The sequence below is a fragment of the Pedobacter sp. 22163 genome, assembly GCF_052045595.1.
Lineage (GTDB): Bacteria > Bacteroidota > Bacteroidia > Sphingobacteriales > Sphingobacteriaceae > Pedobacter.
In genome coordinates this window covers 845,317-862,051 of the sequence record NZ_JBQEPM010000002.1, presented here as the reverse complement: position 1 = coordinate 862,051, position 16,735 = coordinate 845,317, and the positions used below count along the sequence as shown (strand labels likewise).

Below are 16,735 nucleotides of genomic sequence, written 5' to 3'. Positions count from 1 at the left end.
ATTTTGAATTAAAATTTGACATTTATACCCACGGCAAAGGTTTTTACGTAGGGATAAGAGGAAAAACGACCTGCATTCGGTGTTTCGGGATCAATATCCAGCTCATTGAGTTTGGAAATGGTAAAAATATTATTGCCACTTACAAAAATCCTCGCGCCTTTAAAACGTAAGCGTTGATTGAGTTTATTTGAAGTGCTATAACCAATTTCAGCGGATCTAAGCTTCAAAAAATCACCTGAATACAACCAAAAGGTGGAGTTTGCGGTATTGTTTCCATTATCTGAGATTCCAACACGTGGGTATTTTGCCGTAGCCGCAGTGGCAGGTGTCCAGCTATCTAAGCTCAACTGGTTCAATCCATTAGGACCAGCATACATAATATCAGAAAGATCGATTGTTCGCCCTTCTACGCCTTGAAACTGTGCACCGAGATCAAACTGTTTATACCTGATATTAAAACCAAAGCCATAATATACTTTCGGAATATCGGTATAGTCGCTTGATACAGCATCATTTGCATCTATGAGATTGTCGTTGTTAACGTCTTTATATTTAAGATCGCCAGGTACCACCAGGCTCGACAAGGTTTGCTTTGGGCTTGCATTAATTTCTGCCTGGTTTTGAAAAATACCTTCAGCGATATAATAATTTCCCCCATTTACGTATCGCCCTATTGTAGATTGATTGGGCAATACATTTTCGGTCCTTTCCAGAATCACGTTTTTAGCATAGGTAAAGTTGGCGTTGGTACTGATGAACACTTCGCCGATTCTTTTATTAAAAGCACCGCTGGCATCAAATCCTTTACTGCTCACCTTTCCAGAGTTTACCTGTGCAATGGCTATCCCAACGATACCTGGTAAATTTGCCGGGCCCAAAATGTCTGTCCGTTTTTCATCAAAATAATCAAAAGAGAAAGAAAGCGCCCCTTTTAGAAAGTCTACATCTGTACCCAGGTTCAACCGGTCAACCTTTTCCCAGGTGGTTAATGGGTTACCGGCAGGGCTTACCAATCTTGCTGTTGTTGAAGTAGAAAAAGTAGAACCGAGGAATGGCCCTGCATCTCTGGTAAACAGCGTACGGTAAGGCAGCCTTACCACATTCCCGCTGGCATCATAAGTTGGCCCTATATTGCCCGAACGCCCATAAGATCCTCTTAATTTAAGGTAGCTGATTGCTGAGGCATCTTTAAGAAAATCTTCTTTGGAGATAAGCCATCCGGCCGATACTGCAGGAAAAAACCCAAAACGTCTTCCCGGAGCGTAATTTTCTGATCCGGAATAACTTGCCGTAAAACCCAACATATAACGCTGTTTGAAACTGTAATCGGCACGGCCAACAAGCATACGCGAACGATAATCTAACCGATCTACCGCTGCACTTACGTATTGCTGCCCACGTACATTGGCTTTTATTTGATGATCTGTACCGATGGTCCTGTTATAATCAAAGCCAAACCAAAGCTCATTATTTTTGGTATTGGTTTGGAATGCCGCAGTTCTGTAAGCAATTACCGCAGGTGTACGATAGGTTTGTACTGGGGTAACTGTTTGATTGAAAACAGCATAATTTTCAGATAATCCATCTCCATAATTGCCATAGCCATCATAAGAAAAGAATAAGTTGGCAGAAAGGCCCTTCGTTATAAAATCCAGTTTTTGATCGGCCATGATACTGGCCAGTAAAATATTTGTGGTGGTACGCGAAAATCCCGTGCCCTGTAACTGGCCGAGGGGATTATTCTGAAAGAGTGAAGTTCCGCCGTAAGATCCATCCGCATTTAAAATAGGAAACGCATTTGGCGGCAAATTATACAAGTTGTTAAATACAGTTGCAGTGCCATCTCCAACATCGTTCCGCACTTCACTTCTTACCCCTGCCAATAAGGTTAGCGTAAGCGTTTTAGTCACATCATAATCCAGATTGATCCTGAAGTTATAACGTTTATAACCATAATTAGAATCGTAATTGGGCGTTTCTGTTTCTTTAAAGAGTCCTTGCTGATTAAAGTAACTAACGGAGCTAAAATAACGCACCTTGTTGCTCCCGCCACTAAAGGTAAGTGCATACCTTTGGGTAGCTGCCCGTTTGTTTAGAAAACGATCTAAATAATTGTTATCAGGATACAAATAGGGATCTGTATGATTTTTGTATCCTTCGAGGGCTGCTTCGCTGTAGGCTGGCGTTTGCCCGATATTGGTTAAGCCGCGATTATACAGGGTGGCAAAATCGTAGGCATTTAAGGGCTTGATCAGGTTGCTGGCCGACTGAAAACCGCCCTGGGCATCGAAAGAGATCAGATTTTCTCCAACTTTGCCCCTTTTGGTTGTCACCAGAATGGCGCCGTTGCCACCATTTAGCCCATACCAGTTTAAAGCAGCAGCATCTTTTAATACGGTTACGCTTTCAATTTCGCTGATATCCATATCCTCGAAATCACGTTCAATTCCATCCACGAGGAAAGCTGGTGTTGAGCCTTGCGCATAAGATGACCTTCCACGGATCTGATAGGATACGTTGCCGCCACCAGGCTGATTACCTGTCCATCTGAACAAAAAGCCACTCAATCTTCCGGCGAGTAAACCAGACAGGTTACTGATGGGTACTTTTGTGAGCTGTTTATATCGAAGCGAACTCTGGGCAAAATTCAGTTCTTCCCGACTGCGGGTGCCAAAGGGAATTTCAATCAATTTATCAGTTGAGTCTGTCTGTCCATCGTTTTCCTCTGTGATAGACACCTTCTGATTTGTATTTTGTGCTAAAGCTGTGCAGGTAAACAGATAGCATATGATGCCCAAAATTATGCCTGAACATTTAGTATATCTTGTCATTTCTTATCTTTTAAATTATATATAACTGAATAGTTACCAGCCTGGATTCTGTTTTAAAGCGCCACTGGTTTTATTCATTTCTGCTCTCGGGATCGGGTATAAATACATGTTATTGTTGAATACCTTTTTAAATGCGGGCAATTCTATCACGCTGTAGCTAAATGATCCATTGGCATTTTTAATCACTTTCATGGCTTTCATTGGCTGCGCCACGATTTCCGGTCCTTTTTTCCAGCGGAGTATATCCCACCAGCGCATGTCTTCGAAAGCAAATTCTATGGCACGTTCATTTCTAATGCGCTCCCGCATTTCAGCTTGGCTGAGGCCAGCTGGTAAAGCAGGCATTTTAGCCCGCAAACGAATGGCGTTCACCGCGTTATACACTTCGGAGGTTGGACCTGCTTCTTCATTTAAAGCCTCAGCGTAATTAATCAGTACTTCGGCATACCTGTAGAAAACATAGTTCAGAAGCGCCGACGCTGTAGAGCCCGAACGCGAAGCTTCAGGCCATAACCTTTTTAGGTAATAGCTGGTTTTAGTAATGGAGGTAGCGGTGCTGATATCAGTTCCATAGGTGATAATACCCTGTGCATTGGGCTCTGATTGCCAGGTTTGTAACGCACGCCCCTGCCAGGTAACATTATTATAAAGAATGTTGACATAAAACCGCGGATCTCGATTGAGATAAGGATTTTGCGGATTGTAGCCCGATGTGACATCGGTAATCGGTTTGCCGTTCGCCATTTCATAAAGATCAACATGATTCTGAACTGGCGAAAGATTAGATTGTGCCCCTCCATAACTTGTAGGTATCAAAAAATCGCTGAGATAGGTACCAATAAACCCTCTCCCTCCGCGTGGCCAGATCCGGATGTATTCATTAGAGTTTGCCACAGTGAGTACGTTGGCATAGTTTGGCTCGAGTGAAAATTTATTAAGGTCTATAATTGCTTTTGATGCCTCTGCGGCCTTCTTCCACTTGGCTAAATCATTGTTGGGATTATTTAACGGGCTGGCATCGAATAACAATGCTCTTGCTTTAAGCGCCATAACTGCAGCGCCTGTAGCCCTGTTAGATTGTGCAGCAGGATTTGGCCAATCGGCATTGGTTAATGGCAATAGTGCAATGGCCTGCTCCAGGTCATTCAAAATCAAACCCAATGTTTCAGCATAACTTGTACGGGGAAGGTCTGTTGAAGCTTCAGTAAAATCCTGAGGTTGGGTTAATATAACCACCCCGCCAAAGCGCCTTAAAAGCTCAAAATAAAAATATGCCCGGAGATAAAGTTGCTCGCCTTTGATATAATTGGGATTGTAAAGATCTGTCCATGGGGTTTTACCCATGTTAGCCAGCATCAGGTTTGCGTTTCGGATTCCTCGGTACATTTGTGCATAAATGCCTGTTACATCTGAAGCCCCGGGATCTAAAAACTGGCCGCTGTTCATCGCTGCTACCTCTATCTGACCGTTATTGACAATTGATTCATCTGTAAATTGCGAGGTCATGCCCTTATAACCGCTCAGGCGGCCATAATCTGAAATGGAAAACGTATAAGTAAAATCGCCGAAACGGGAAGCCAGCAAGGGGTCTTTAAAAACCTCTTCGAGGTCGCTCTGGATCCCCACATCACGTTGTAGAAAATCCTTTTTGCAGGAAAAACCAATTAACGAGGCGACTAAAAACAAGAGATATATGATTTTTTTCATGATTATACCTTTAATTAGAGTGATAAATTGAGACCGAAATTGAAGACCTTGGTGGTTGGAATGGTGGCAACGGACGAAGCATAAGCATTTCCCGACAAGCTATTTTCAGGATCTATACCATAGAAATTAGTCCATGTTTTTAAATTTTGCCCGCTAACAAATACCGTAAGGCTACTTAACCGAAGTTTTGTTATCCATTTTTTAGGCAAACTGTAACTGAGTTGCACATTTCGCAGTTTGATGTAAGATGCATCCTGCAAGGTAAAATCGTTCAAACTTTCGTTAGGGTTTGCATTCAGGCCCGGACGGATTACCGGCCAGCTGGCGTTGGTATTGCCAGGCGTCCATCTTTCCAGCATCGGTGCATAATACTGGTTAAGGCCACCGCTTTGGAAAACTACGTTAGAACTCACATTGGTTACCGCATTAAACAATGCCGACAACTGAAATCCCTTATAGCCGAACTGCATATTTAAACTGGCATTGTATTCAGGGATGTTTGGATGCCCAATGGCCACTACATCCTGGTTATTGATTATTCCATCTTCGTTTACATCCTGGTATTTAAAATCGCCTGGTATAGACGGATATGCCGTTATTTTGTTTAGCGGGCTGCTGTCTATATCCTTTTGGTCTGCATAAAAGCCAAGCACATGGTATCCGAAATAAGTACCGATAGGTCTGCCAGATACCCGTAGGTTTTCTGCAAGGCCGGGAGCCTCGTCTAATACCCTGCGCTGGTTACGTGCATAACTCAGGTTTCCGGTGAATGAATAGTTAAATTCGTTAATCTTATCCCGATAAGTTGCTGAAAGTTCATATCCATGGTTATAATTGATGCCATAATTGGTACTAGGAACCGTAGCCCCGTAGGTGGCAAAACTGGTTGCCGATCGGGTAGTTAAAATATCCGAACGCTCATCATCAAAAAGATCTGCCGTGATATTCAGTTTATCTTTAAATAAAGAGAGATCAAGCCCTATGTTTCTTTTTAACGAGATCTCAAAGGTGATAAATGGATTACCATATTGCAATTGGGTATAGGTTGGCGCACTGAAATTGCTGTTTGGGTTTCCAAATACGACGTTCGCCCCTGCCCCAAATCTATTCTGGTAATAGAACCGGCTTGTACCCGGACTGGGAATCCCCACCCTACCAATCGAACCACGTATTTTGAGCATACTGATCCAGGTAAACTTTTTCATCCATTCTTCATTGGCCAAATTATAGCCTACAGTTGCAGCAGGAAAAAAGCCATAGCGATAGCCTTTGGCATAATTTTCCGAGCCGTTGTAAGTAGCACTGGCTGTTAAAAAGTATTTATTGCCATAATTATAGGTTGCTTCCGAAATAATGCCTTGATTGGCATAGGGAGCAGCTGCTGCTGCTGAGCCCTGCAGCTCGCGCTGACCGATTAAATTAGCACTCAGATTATGTTTACCGAATGATCTGCCATAGGTTAAAAACAGCTGTAAATTCGTTTTGGTAAAACCGCTTCTAGAATAAGCTGGTGCGCCAAAAAAATCATTGTAAGTTCCGCCAACTGGTGTAAGCGCCAGTGTTGACCGGTTTAGTTCGAGGTATCCTGTACTCCCCCTTTGCAACTTTCCTGATAATTGTGTGGCATCATAACCAAACTGGGCTTTTAAACTCAGGCCTTTTGTTATAAAATCAAGCTTTTGGCGTACCGTAAAAATCGATTCGGCAATATTATTATCGGTAAAAGCATATCCCCCGTAAGTTAACAAAGCGTAAGGGTTGAAGGCATTTACCCCACCCAGTCCATAATTTACGATATGGTTATAGTTTCCATCCAAGGCAATTACTTTGGGATCGTCGGAGTTGGTGTATTCTTTAAAAAATGGGGCTGCCCACGATGGCATTTTCAAGGCCCGGCCTACAAGCCCTTCAATACCGTTGCTTACTACACCCGCAGGGTCGTTGTATTCGCTCATTCCTGCCGGACTGTAACGGTGCTCGTTCCTTCCTGCTAGGTTAACTTCAAAATTTGTAGTCTTGGTAAGATCTATGCCAACCCTCGCCCTGAAGTTGTACCGGCTATAGCTCGGAGAGGTAGAATAATCTAATGGTGTTTTAAATTCCTTAAAATTTCCATCTTCGCGCAGGTGACTAAAAGAGGTAAAATATTTTACTTTTTCACTACCGCCTGATATTGTCAGGTTCTGCTGATTCTGCATCCAATGATCTTTAACGAGTTCATCGTACCACATCACATTTGGATAAAGCAACGGATTACCGTTTCCGGCCTTAAATGTGGCTAAATCTTCATCGGTAAAGGTTCGTGGCTCACCAACATTAAGCTGACCTTCTGTTAGCAACATCGCGCTTTCGTAGGCACCCAGAATCTCCGGACGGGATGTGGCACTAACAATGCCCACGTTACCTGAAAGTGTTACCCTTGCCGGCCCCTCTACTCCTCTTTTTGTGGTGATTACAAATACGCCGTTAGCGCCTTTTAAACCATATAAAGCCGTAGATGACGCATCTTTAAGTATGTTAATGCTTTCGATCTCGTTTGGATCGATATCGCCGAAAGAAGTCCGTTCCACACCATCCACAATAATAAGTGCTGTTGCTGAGGGAGAAACCTGTCCGCGGATATACAATGCTGCACCATTAATGCCCGGTCGGCCGGAGGTTTGCTGTACGACCAAACCAGGTACCCGCCCGGCCAAAGCGTTATTGACATTGGTTACCGGCGCTTTTAATAAATCGGCACCTGAAACGGTACTGATGGCGGCGGTAACGGCCGATCTTCTTTGTGTAGAATAACCATTTACCACCACTTCATTAAGCGAACTACTTGAAGATGTTAAAGTGATACTAATTACACTGGAAGTACCTACAGTCACCTCCTTGCTTTCAAAGCCAATGGTAGAAAAAACGAGTACCTGACCGCGATTAACGTTGATTTTATATTTTCCATCCAGATCGGTTTGAACGCCGGTGGTAGTTCCTTTTATTTTGATTGTTGCACCCGGAATGGGTTGGTTTTTCTCATCCTTAACTGTTCCGGTTATTTCCTGGAACAGTGGTTTGGAAGATGTAGTAACAGCGCTGGTGGTTATTTTAATTGGCTCGGCAGCAAGTGTATGTGCCTGACACCAAACTGCAATAACCACGAAAAACCAGCTTTTGGGCCTGAGGTTTGATTTTTTTATCATCTATTTGATATATGGTTAGAATTATTTTTTTCGAAAAGGATGGGCCTTCTTTATCTGATTTTAAAGTTGCAGCCTCATTTTTATTTACACTTATGCTTCAGGCAAAATCAATGTTGAATTAATATGGTTATGCTTTTATCACGCATAATTCACCTTCAGGCTACCATACAGGCGTCCTCATAAATCCCAAAAAAGGGTAGGTTTATTAGCTGAATTTTAAGAAAAGAGATATGAAAGCATTACAATAGCAATTATTTGATTTTGCCATTTGGTTTAAACCTTATGCCGTGAAACATCAGTTAAATACCTGTGCCATTCTATTTTACTGACTTGTAGTTTAGACTTTGTGTTTTCCTCGTTGGCAATGGCCGGGATGGTTGAGAAATGGGTTATCATACTTAGTTGGGTTTATTATTTGGTCAACACAAATCTATAGTACTTACCCCTTACATAGGGTTCACTTTTGTACGGAAATGGTTTGGTTTTGTACAGTTGGCGCATTATTTCGATTAAATTTGCCCTCAGACTGAATGCTGAGGGCTAAAAATGCGGAAATCATTTTAATCTGTGGATATCATATCCTTATTGCCAATCCTGCGCTTTCCTCACCACTTTGCTTGCCACCTTTTTCAGGTAAGCTGCAAGGTCGTCAGATACCCGCTGGGGCTTGAAAGCGATATTTTTCAAATCATCATTAAACAATATGCTATACCAGATTAATCCGCCTAAATATTTCCCTGCATCATTGGCGTGATTAGGATCGAAATTCAATTGATCCTTATTCCAGAAATACCCGATGTTTAGCGAATTGGTCTGATCTGGCAAATTTGGTGCAACCGGATGATCATAATCAAATGAAAGATCAGGTTTGAAAGCATATTTTTTATTGGTAGCCACAATTTCGAAAGCGTCGCCAACTGGTAAAATACGGGCATTGATCCGTTTTGCAAGGAGATGATAAGCTGCACGGGATTTTTGCCACATTTCTTCCTGATTCTTCGCAGTTTGGCCTTCACTTATACGCCCAAATTTCTTTGCATCAGAACGGTAAGCCCAGGTTTGATGGATGACGATACGGGCCTGAGGTTGCAGTGTTTTTACATAGGCAACCAGTTTATTGGCATAGGGATAATAGCTCGGGGAATCGCCCGAGAGGAAAGAATATTGTTGTATGGTCACAATATCCCAATTCCCTTGCCCCAATAACATTTTTAATGATTTACCATTATAAGGTTTGCCCTTAGGATCGTCTACATTGGCCTCTGCTTTTTCTACATAACTCCAATGCTGTTCGAGTGAGTGCCCACCGAGTTCGGCACGCCCGATAACGAGGGTTTTCCCATTCTCTTTAGCCATTTGTGGCAAATAGGCGGAAGCGTTTTGCGAAAAGCTATTTCCGATGATAAATAAACGCAAGGTATCTTGCTGGTTCTGAGCAAAAAGATCGGTAACCAGGCAGATCAACAGTAGAAAAAAAGCTGTGGATTTAGCTAAAGGAGGCAGCTGTATTTTGATGTTAATCTTCATTCTTGTTAATTTTTATGAGCCTTCTCCTCCGATTTTAAATATTGATATAATTGAGTTCCTGCCAACAAAAACGCACCCACACCGTAAACCTCGGTACTATTTGCATTTACCGCATCCGGACTTGCGCCGATAGGCTGCACATAACCCAGCATGCCATCTTCATGAACAGCAGATACCAAAGCTTTCCATGATTTTTCTACCACAGGAAGATATTGCTTCTTTTCCAGAAGTCCATGATTTAAGCCCCAGGCAATTGCATAGCTAAAGAAACCCGTACCGCTCATCTCCTTAACGGGGAAACTTGCAGGATCCAATAATGAAGCGTGCCAGCTACCATCTGGCTGTTGTAAGCTGGCAACTTTACTTACCATATCTTTATAGAGTTGCACCAATTTAGCCCTGTCGGGATGGTTTTTCGGCGTATTTTCGAGTACCCTTACCAAACCGGCCAGCACCCACCCGTTACCCCTTGACCAGAATATTTTCTGACCATTTTTTTCTCTTTTGTTAAAGAAACTTTCATCTCTGAAAAACAGCTTCTCTGTTGGGTCGTAGAGGAATTCGGTGGTCTTCCACCACAGTTTTACCGCTGTGTTTAAGTATTTTTCATCTTTGGTAGCGGTGCTCAGATAAGCTAAAGCAGGAGGCCCCATAAAAAGGGCATCGCACCAGGCCCACTCTCTGTTTTGGATTTTATTTTTCCAGTTTAAAGGCTCGTTATGTGGTTGATTTACAATGCTGTCTGCCTGCAAAACAAACGGAGCAATCATCTTTTTCTTTTTAAATTTACTATAAAGCTGAGCATAGGTTTGCCCCACGCAATAATCGTCTGCATGAAAGCGTAAATGCCCGGTATTCCAACCCAGCTCATCGCCAATATCTACCAGCGTTTTAAGATAACGATCATTACCTTTAATGTTGCCAAAAGCGAAAATACCAGTATAGCAGGCCCCATTTGTCCAATCGGCTTTTCGGTGGTTAAAGCCTTTGTTTTTCCAGGTATCCAATTGCCAGTCTGCCACCCGCTGCATCATTTTAAAAATGTTTGTTTTTTGCAGAACCGAATCTCTTTTTGCATGTGTTGGCTCAGAAAAAGCGTTATATCCGCAGCAGCCAGTAAGTATTAATATTAAAAGCAAGTGTCTAAAATTCATGTGTTTCATATTTTAATTTTCTAATTTATTATTTTGATAAACCCTCACATAATCTACTTCGAAGCTGGCCGGAAAGGACGTTTTTGAAGGATCTCCACCTTGTTTTCCACCTATTGCTAAATCGAGCAACATATAATGCGGTTGTTTGAAAGGATTAATATTGGTACCATTCTGGTTCACCAGCTTATCTAAAGGCACCTTGTTCAAGAGCTGGTTATCTACATAAAGTGCAATGCTGTTCTCGTCCCAATCCATTCGCCAAATGTGAAATTGATCTGCCCAGGCCTGGCCGCCTAAGGAATCGATATTTTTCTCCGTGGTAAACCAGGCATCTTTTCGATCGGCTCCCATAAAAGCAATATTCGCGAGCAGTTTTTTCCGGTAATATTCCATCATATCAATTTCGCCGGTTGCAGGCCACGATCCCTTTATTCCCAACGTCCACCAGGCTGGCCAAATGCCATCGCGGATATCAATTTTACCGCGCATCACAAACCTGCCGTAAAGCCAGCTGTGCAGTCCTTGCGTTTTGATACTGGCGGAAGTATAATCGGCTTCTTTGCGGTTTTTCTTCCAATCGTTGCTCCCTTCCTTAAAATTGGGGTTTGTCTTTTTTTCTCTTTTCGCTTCGAGGATTAATTTTCCGTTTTCACATCTGGCGTTTTCTGGTTGATACCATTGAAGTTCTTCATTGCGTTCAAATCCAAGCTCGTAGGTCCAGTTAGCCGGATCGGGCGCACCATTGCCATTAAATTCTTCGGCCCATACCAGTTTGAAACCATCGGCGGTGAGTGCTGGCGGCATAGGTTGTTTTTGCTGTTGTGCTACTGCAGATAAGCCCGCGAAGAACGTACAGGCCATTAAAAAGGGTTTTAATAAATGTTTTTTCATTGGAGTTGATTTATTGGTATCCGTTTAAACGTAAAGGCATCAGTGTAGGAAACGTCCAGGCATAATCGTGTTTCGGATACATGATCGGGCGATATGGCGCCAGGTATTTCTCATATTCCGCGTCGGAATAAATGCCGTTCATGGCCTCCAGAAGATTGGCCGGCCAGAAACCCGTTTCTGTATAAACCGCTCCCGTAGCAGGATTTTTGAAGAATTTCCATTCTTCAGGATGCTGGTTATAGTAGTGCAAATAATCTAGCGATTTCTTAAATGATGCGCCGTTTTTTGTTGCGGCAAAAAGATTTTCACCGGTTTGGTTATAGATCACCCAGCTCGAAGCAGTTAGCGGGGCCAGCGAAAAATAGGTATACCAGATTCCTTTGCCCTGTCTTTTTACTTCTTCAACCATGTGACCATCGGGCGCAAGCTTATCGAAAAGGTCATTTTTAATCAGCGCAATATTTTTTTGTAAATCTTCCTGATCATCAAGATAGGTATCAGCCAGTATAGAAGCCAGCCGGGACCAATCGCCAGAGTTGTTGTTGCGGAAACGAATGCTATTTGCCGCTTCCCGGAAAACGTTTTTAGTCCATAATTTAAATTGCGCAACATCTTGCGGCTTCCATTTTTTATAATTTTTAAGCAGGTCTGCACTGATCATTAGGGTGGTACCAGAGTAAGACATTACCAGCGAACCATCTAATTGTGAATATTTTTTGTTAATGGATGCCCATGCATTGAGAAAATAAATCGCTTTATCGGCATATTTGGTTTTCCTGCTCAGTTGATAGGCCAGGGCACAACTATAAGCCGAAAAACCATCTACCTGAAGAGCCAGTGAGGTTTTCCGGTGGCCATCCTTGTCCTGGTAAAATCCGGGAATGCTGAAATCTGCTACTGCATGCTGTTCTACCAGCAAGGCAGAATCCGCTTTGCTGATCAGCGCTTTATAAGCTGAGGTATATAGCTCTTTTTTGGCCTTGAGCTGCCTTTTAACAAAATCAATCTGTTGTTGTGGGTGCATGCCCTTAAGTTGGTTTTGCGCAAGCGCCTGCTGTCTTTGCAGCGTACTTAAAAGGCATGTTGTGAGAAAAATGGAAAGAAAAAATTTTAAATGGTTCATGGTATTTTATTTGGTTAAAATGGGATGCTGAATATGCAACTGGTCCCTTTAAATATGATATTAAATCTTTTTGCTATGTCTAATAAGGCAGCTTATATACCCATTGCCTATCATCTTTACGCCGTATTGCTTTCAGTACTGTAGCGCTTTTTATATTCAGACGGACTGGTTTCAAATTGTTTTTTAAAACAAACACTAAAATATTTCGCGTTGTTAAACCCGGTTTGATAAGCAACTTCTGCCACGGTTAAATCTGCATGTTCGAGCAAATAGGCACTTCTTTTCAACCTGATATTTAAAATGAATTCTTTGATAGACATGCCAACAATATCATTGATCTTTTGGTAAAGTATAGTCCTTCCGGTGTTCATATCCGATACAAAATCGTCGACTGAATAATTGGGATTGGCCATATTCTGCTCAATAAATTTCATGGCTTTAATCAGCAGTTCCTCATCCATTGAGGTAATGGTAACATTAGATGGGTCGACCACCAGGCGTTTGCTGTACATTTCGCGCATTTCCTGCTGGTTTTTTAAAATGGTATCAATCTGCTGAATGAGGTATTCTACTTCAAAAGGTTTATCGATAAAAACCGTGGCTCCATGTTCAAGCGCTTTGGTTTTGTTCTGGTGTACATCGCCCATACCAGATATCATTACAATTGGAATATGGCTGGTTTTAAAATTCTGCCTCAAATGACTGCAAACCTCAAATCCATTGGTATTAGGCATCACCAGATCGGTAATAATCAATTGTGGATAGATCTTTTCGGCCTTAATAATACCTTCCATTCCATCGCTGGCCATGTATACATTGTATTTTTCAGACAGTCGCCGTTCCAGATAATTCCGAAGATTAGGATCATCATCAATCAACAAGATGCTAGTGGCTTTTCTGGCATTTTTCAGTGTATGATCAGGCTCTTCAGCTTCTAACAGGATATCGTCTATCTCTGAGATGGTATAATCGTATACGCTTGACTGCATATCGCCAGAGCCGGCTTCTTTTTTGAGTGGCAGCATCATGGTAAAAGAAACTTTATTGGTTTTATTCACCATCCAGATTTTCCCCTCAATGGCATCCACAAGCTCCTTTACAATAGCAAGGCCAAGCCCCGAACTTTCTTCGAAAGTTGGCCGGTAAGACGACAAACGATTGAAAGAGGTAAATAAGGTAGCAATCTGCGCTTCTGAAAACCCGATACTGGTGTTCAATACCTCCACAGAAATATATTCCCGGTCATGATGATCTGGCATAACATCCACACGCAGTTTTTCTTCCGCTGTAGATTGATAAATCCGTACGCCAACATAGCCTTTATTGGAGGTATATTTTAAAGCATTAGAGAAAAGATTGGTCAAAATCTTTTCAATAATATCGTAATCAAAGGCAACATATAAATGATCTTCATGTGCCGTTATGTTGGTTTCAATCTCTTTTTTGTTCGCGTAAAGTTCAAAAAGGCCAAAAACGTCGTGTACGAAGCTGATAAAATCACCAACCTGAGGATTTAGCGTTACTTTCTGGCTTTCGATTTCCCTGAAGCGTAACAATTGGCTGATTGTACGTTGGATACGGGCAACATTTTTCTCAATTAACTGCATATATCCAGTGGCGTGGTCGTTTTTCTGCACCGTTTCTTTTAACTGCTTAAGGGGTTCGAGCACCAGGGTAAGCGGTGTCTTCAGATCATGTGAAATATTGGTAAAAAAATCTGTCCTGGCCTGGTTTAAATCCCGCATATTCTGTTCTTTCATCGTTTCTAAAGCCAGCCGTTCCTTAAAAACCTTCTTGTTGGTAAAGTAACGCATAATGAAAAACAGGAGCCCCAGTACAATTAAAGTATAAATGGAGTAAGCCCACCACGACAGGAAAAACGGTGGATTTACATGAAAATAAAGTTTAGAAACCTCGCTGCCCCAAAGCCCATCGTTATTAGAAGCCTTTATTTCAAAAGTATAGTCGCCACTAGGCAAATTGAAAAATTGTACAGCATGCTGACTGGTATTGATCTTGAGCCATTTATCGCTAAGACCGACCATACGATAAGAAAATTGATTTTTATCGGCAGATAGATAGCTATTTGAAGAGAACCGGATTTCGATGTTTGACTGATTACTGGAGAGTGAAATCCTTCCGTTCTCCTGATTGCTTAAAGTAGAAATATCTTTCACCAATGGCGAATCTTTGGAAATGTTGCTCACCTGTTGATTGTTGATGAGCAGGCCAGTGAAAAATACCTTTGGCTTTTGTAAGTTTTTGTTCAGGTATTGCGGATCGAAAAGTAAAAAGCCGTTTGTTCCGCCAAACAACATTTCTCCGTTTTTGGTTTTATAGGCTGACCTTAGATAAAAAGAGCCGCAGCTATTTGCCTTATAAAACCTGGCTTTTTCAAATTTTTGATTTTTTTGATCGAAAAAATACAGTCCATCATTGGTGCTGAACCAAATATTTCCAGAAGCATCATCTTCAAGAATACCGAAAACGATCTTTGGAGGGAATCCATTTGCGCCATTGAAATTAAGGTATCGGCCATCTTTCTTTAAAATGTTAACTCCTCTTCCGGCGGTACCGAGCCAAAGATCGCCATTTGAAGCTTCATAATAGCTACAGAGGTGATTAACCGCATATGGACCATTTTTGATGACATAATGCCGCAGCACCTTTAGGGTTTTGGGATCTGCAATGTACAAGCCCTGATGGCTTACGACCCGTAAATGCTGTTGCTGATCAAGCGAAATGGCCTCAATTTCTACATCCAAAGGTTGACCATTTAAACCAATAAGTTTCACGATTTCAGTTGCTGACGCTGGCTGGTTTTTCTTCCGGTGAAAAAAGGTTTTATCAGGATCAGTCATCCACCAGGTACCTTCGGCATCGCGTACAAAATCATACACGGTTAAGGGCTGTTTACTTTCTGGCGAGCGTATGTTCAGGTTGTTAAAGCGCCCGGTCGCCATTTCATAGGCAGAAATGCCACCACTAAAAGAAGATACAAAAAGGTGTTTTCGCTCAGGATCGAATTTTAAGCGCTTTACCATGTTCGAATTGATGGAGTTGGCTTCGCCTTTGGTGAAATGGCGGAAAGTATCTTCTTTTCTGTTCCAATAATTAAGCCCGCCGCCCTCGGTTGCAATCCAAACATTGCCCAGATCGTCTTCCTGAAAACCGCTAACTATTGGATGATTGAGCCCTCCAGAACTCGGTGTAAAATAGCGCACATATGCATCATAGAGTGAACAATAAGCAATTTTGCCACCATAAGTTCCAATCCAGGCGCCCTGATCCGGATCGCCATAAATGGTCCAGATTGAATTATTTGGCAGGGAAAAAGCATCGTTCAGGTTCATTTTGAGCAGTTTGCTTGTTTCTGTCTTCGGATCGTAAAGCAGAAGTCCCGACTGTGTAGCGATCCACATCATTCCGACCTGATCGATGAAAATCTTTTTAGCCATAGTTGCCTGGTTCCCTCCGGCCACTATTGGAATATTTTTTTTAATTGCTCCCTTCGCATCGGTAATGAATATGCCACCATATTGTGTAAGGAAATAATAATCGCCCTGATAGGCCACTGCATCGTTAACTACATAGGAGGTTTTGCCCAAATCGGCAAAAACAGTAAAGCGCGATGTTTTGGTATCGAACCTATACAGTAAATTTTCCTGCGAGAGATAAATATTACCCTTCAGGCTAATTACGCTATTGAAATACTTGCTGGTAGGCAGTTTATTTTTTTTGACAACCTTATTTTGCCGATTATACTTTAACAAGCTATCGCCAGAGAGCATGTAAACACTCCCATCGTCATGCACACAGATTGAGCGGATTTTCCCCGGAAGAATTAAATCAAATTTAAACCGCTCGTAATTAAACCTCAACAAACCGTGGTTGGTTGCCAAAAACAATCCGCCCTTTTTATCGGTTACAAGCGAGCCATAAGCCCACTTTACCTTAGGGTTACTTAATGAGGCCAGTTCGTTTAACTGATAAAAGCTGTTTCCATCATACATAAAAACAGCATCAGGGCCGGTATACCAAATTCGCCCCAGGCTGTCCTTAGTGATGCTCTGAATGCCTCCATAATAGAATGTTTCGGGCATCACGTGAAAACGATACCTGGAAATATCAATCGCAAATGCACTCTTTAACAGAAATGCACTGAAACAAAACAGCAAACAAATGATTTTCCGGATATCCATAAGGTTAAAGCAGAAGCAGGTAAAGTATTGGATTTTGAAATTACCACTAAAATTTTTATCTATAAATTTATTTCGATTTCTATTCTCTATTATATTGACGATGTTACACGCCTGG

Annotated in this window: 8 protein-coding genes; all 8 read right to left on the bottom strand. The window is 42.0% G+C overall.

Annotated features, from left to right (window positions below):
• Positions 1 to 8: 8 nt before the first annotated feature.
• Positions 9 to 2,831 carry a SusC/RagA family TonB-linked outer membrane protein gene (locus ACTJKN_RS08155; protein WP_440823921.1) on the bottom strand — a complete coding sequence of 941 codons (2,823 nt, stop codon included), beginning with the start codon at positions 2,829 to 2,831 and terminating at the stop codon, positions 9 to 11.
• Between the two features lie 33 nt (positions 2,832 to 2,864).
• Entirely contained in the window at positions 2,865 to 4,538 is a 1,674-nt protein-coding gene (locus ACTJKN_RS08150; RefSeq protein ID WP_440823919.1) for a RagB/SusD family nutrient uptake outer membrane protein, read from the bottom strand.
• Positions 4,539 to 4,552: 14 nt separating this feature from the next.
• Positions 4,553 to 7,723, bottom strand: a complete 3,171-nt coding sequence (locus ACTJKN_RS08145) for a SusC/RagA family TonB-linked outer membrane protein (protein ID WP_440823917.1) — start codon at positions 7,721 to 7,723, stop codon at positions 4,553 to 4,555.
• Between the two features lie 582 nt (positions 7,724 to 8,305).
• Positions 8,306 to 9,250: a DUF4886 domain-containing protein gene (locus ACTJKN_RS08140; RefSeq protein WP_440823915.1), complete on the bottom strand. Its 945-nt coding sequence runs from the start codon at positions 9,248 to 9,250 to the stop codon at positions 8,306 to 8,308.
• A 5-nt stretch (positions 9,251 to 9,255) separates the two neighbouring features.
• The gene (locus ACTJKN_RS08135) at positions 9,256 to 10,404 is read right to left on the bottom strand and encodes a glycoside hydrolase family 88/105 protein (protein ID WP_440823913.1); all 1,149 of its coding nucleotides are present in this window, start codon (positions 10,402 to 10,404) and stop codon (positions 9,256 to 9,258) included.
• Positions 10,405 to 10,416: 12 nt separating this feature from the next.
• A complete protein-coding gene (locus ACTJKN_RS08130) occupies positions 10,417 to 11,295 on the bottom strand; it encodes a glycoside hydrolase family 16 protein (RefSeq protein ID WP_440823911.1) in 879 nt (292 codons plus the stop codon).
• Between the two features lie 10 nt (positions 11,296 to 11,305).
• Positions 11,306 to 12,418 carry an alginate lyase family protein gene (locus ACTJKN_RS08125; RefSeq protein WP_440823910.1) on the bottom strand — a complete coding sequence of 371 codons (1,113 nt, stop codon included), beginning with the start codon at positions 12,416 to 12,418 and terminating at the stop codon, positions 11,306 to 11,308.
• Positions 12,419 to 12,534: 116 nt separating this feature from the next.
• Positions 12,535 to 16,620: a hybrid sensor histidine kinase/response regulator transcription factor gene (locus ACTJKN_RS08120; protein ID WP_440823908.1), complete on the bottom strand. Its 4,086-nt coding sequence runs from the start codon at positions 16,618 to 16,620 to the stop codon at positions 12,535 to 12,537.
• Positions 16,621 to 16,735 lie beyond the last annotated feature (115 nt).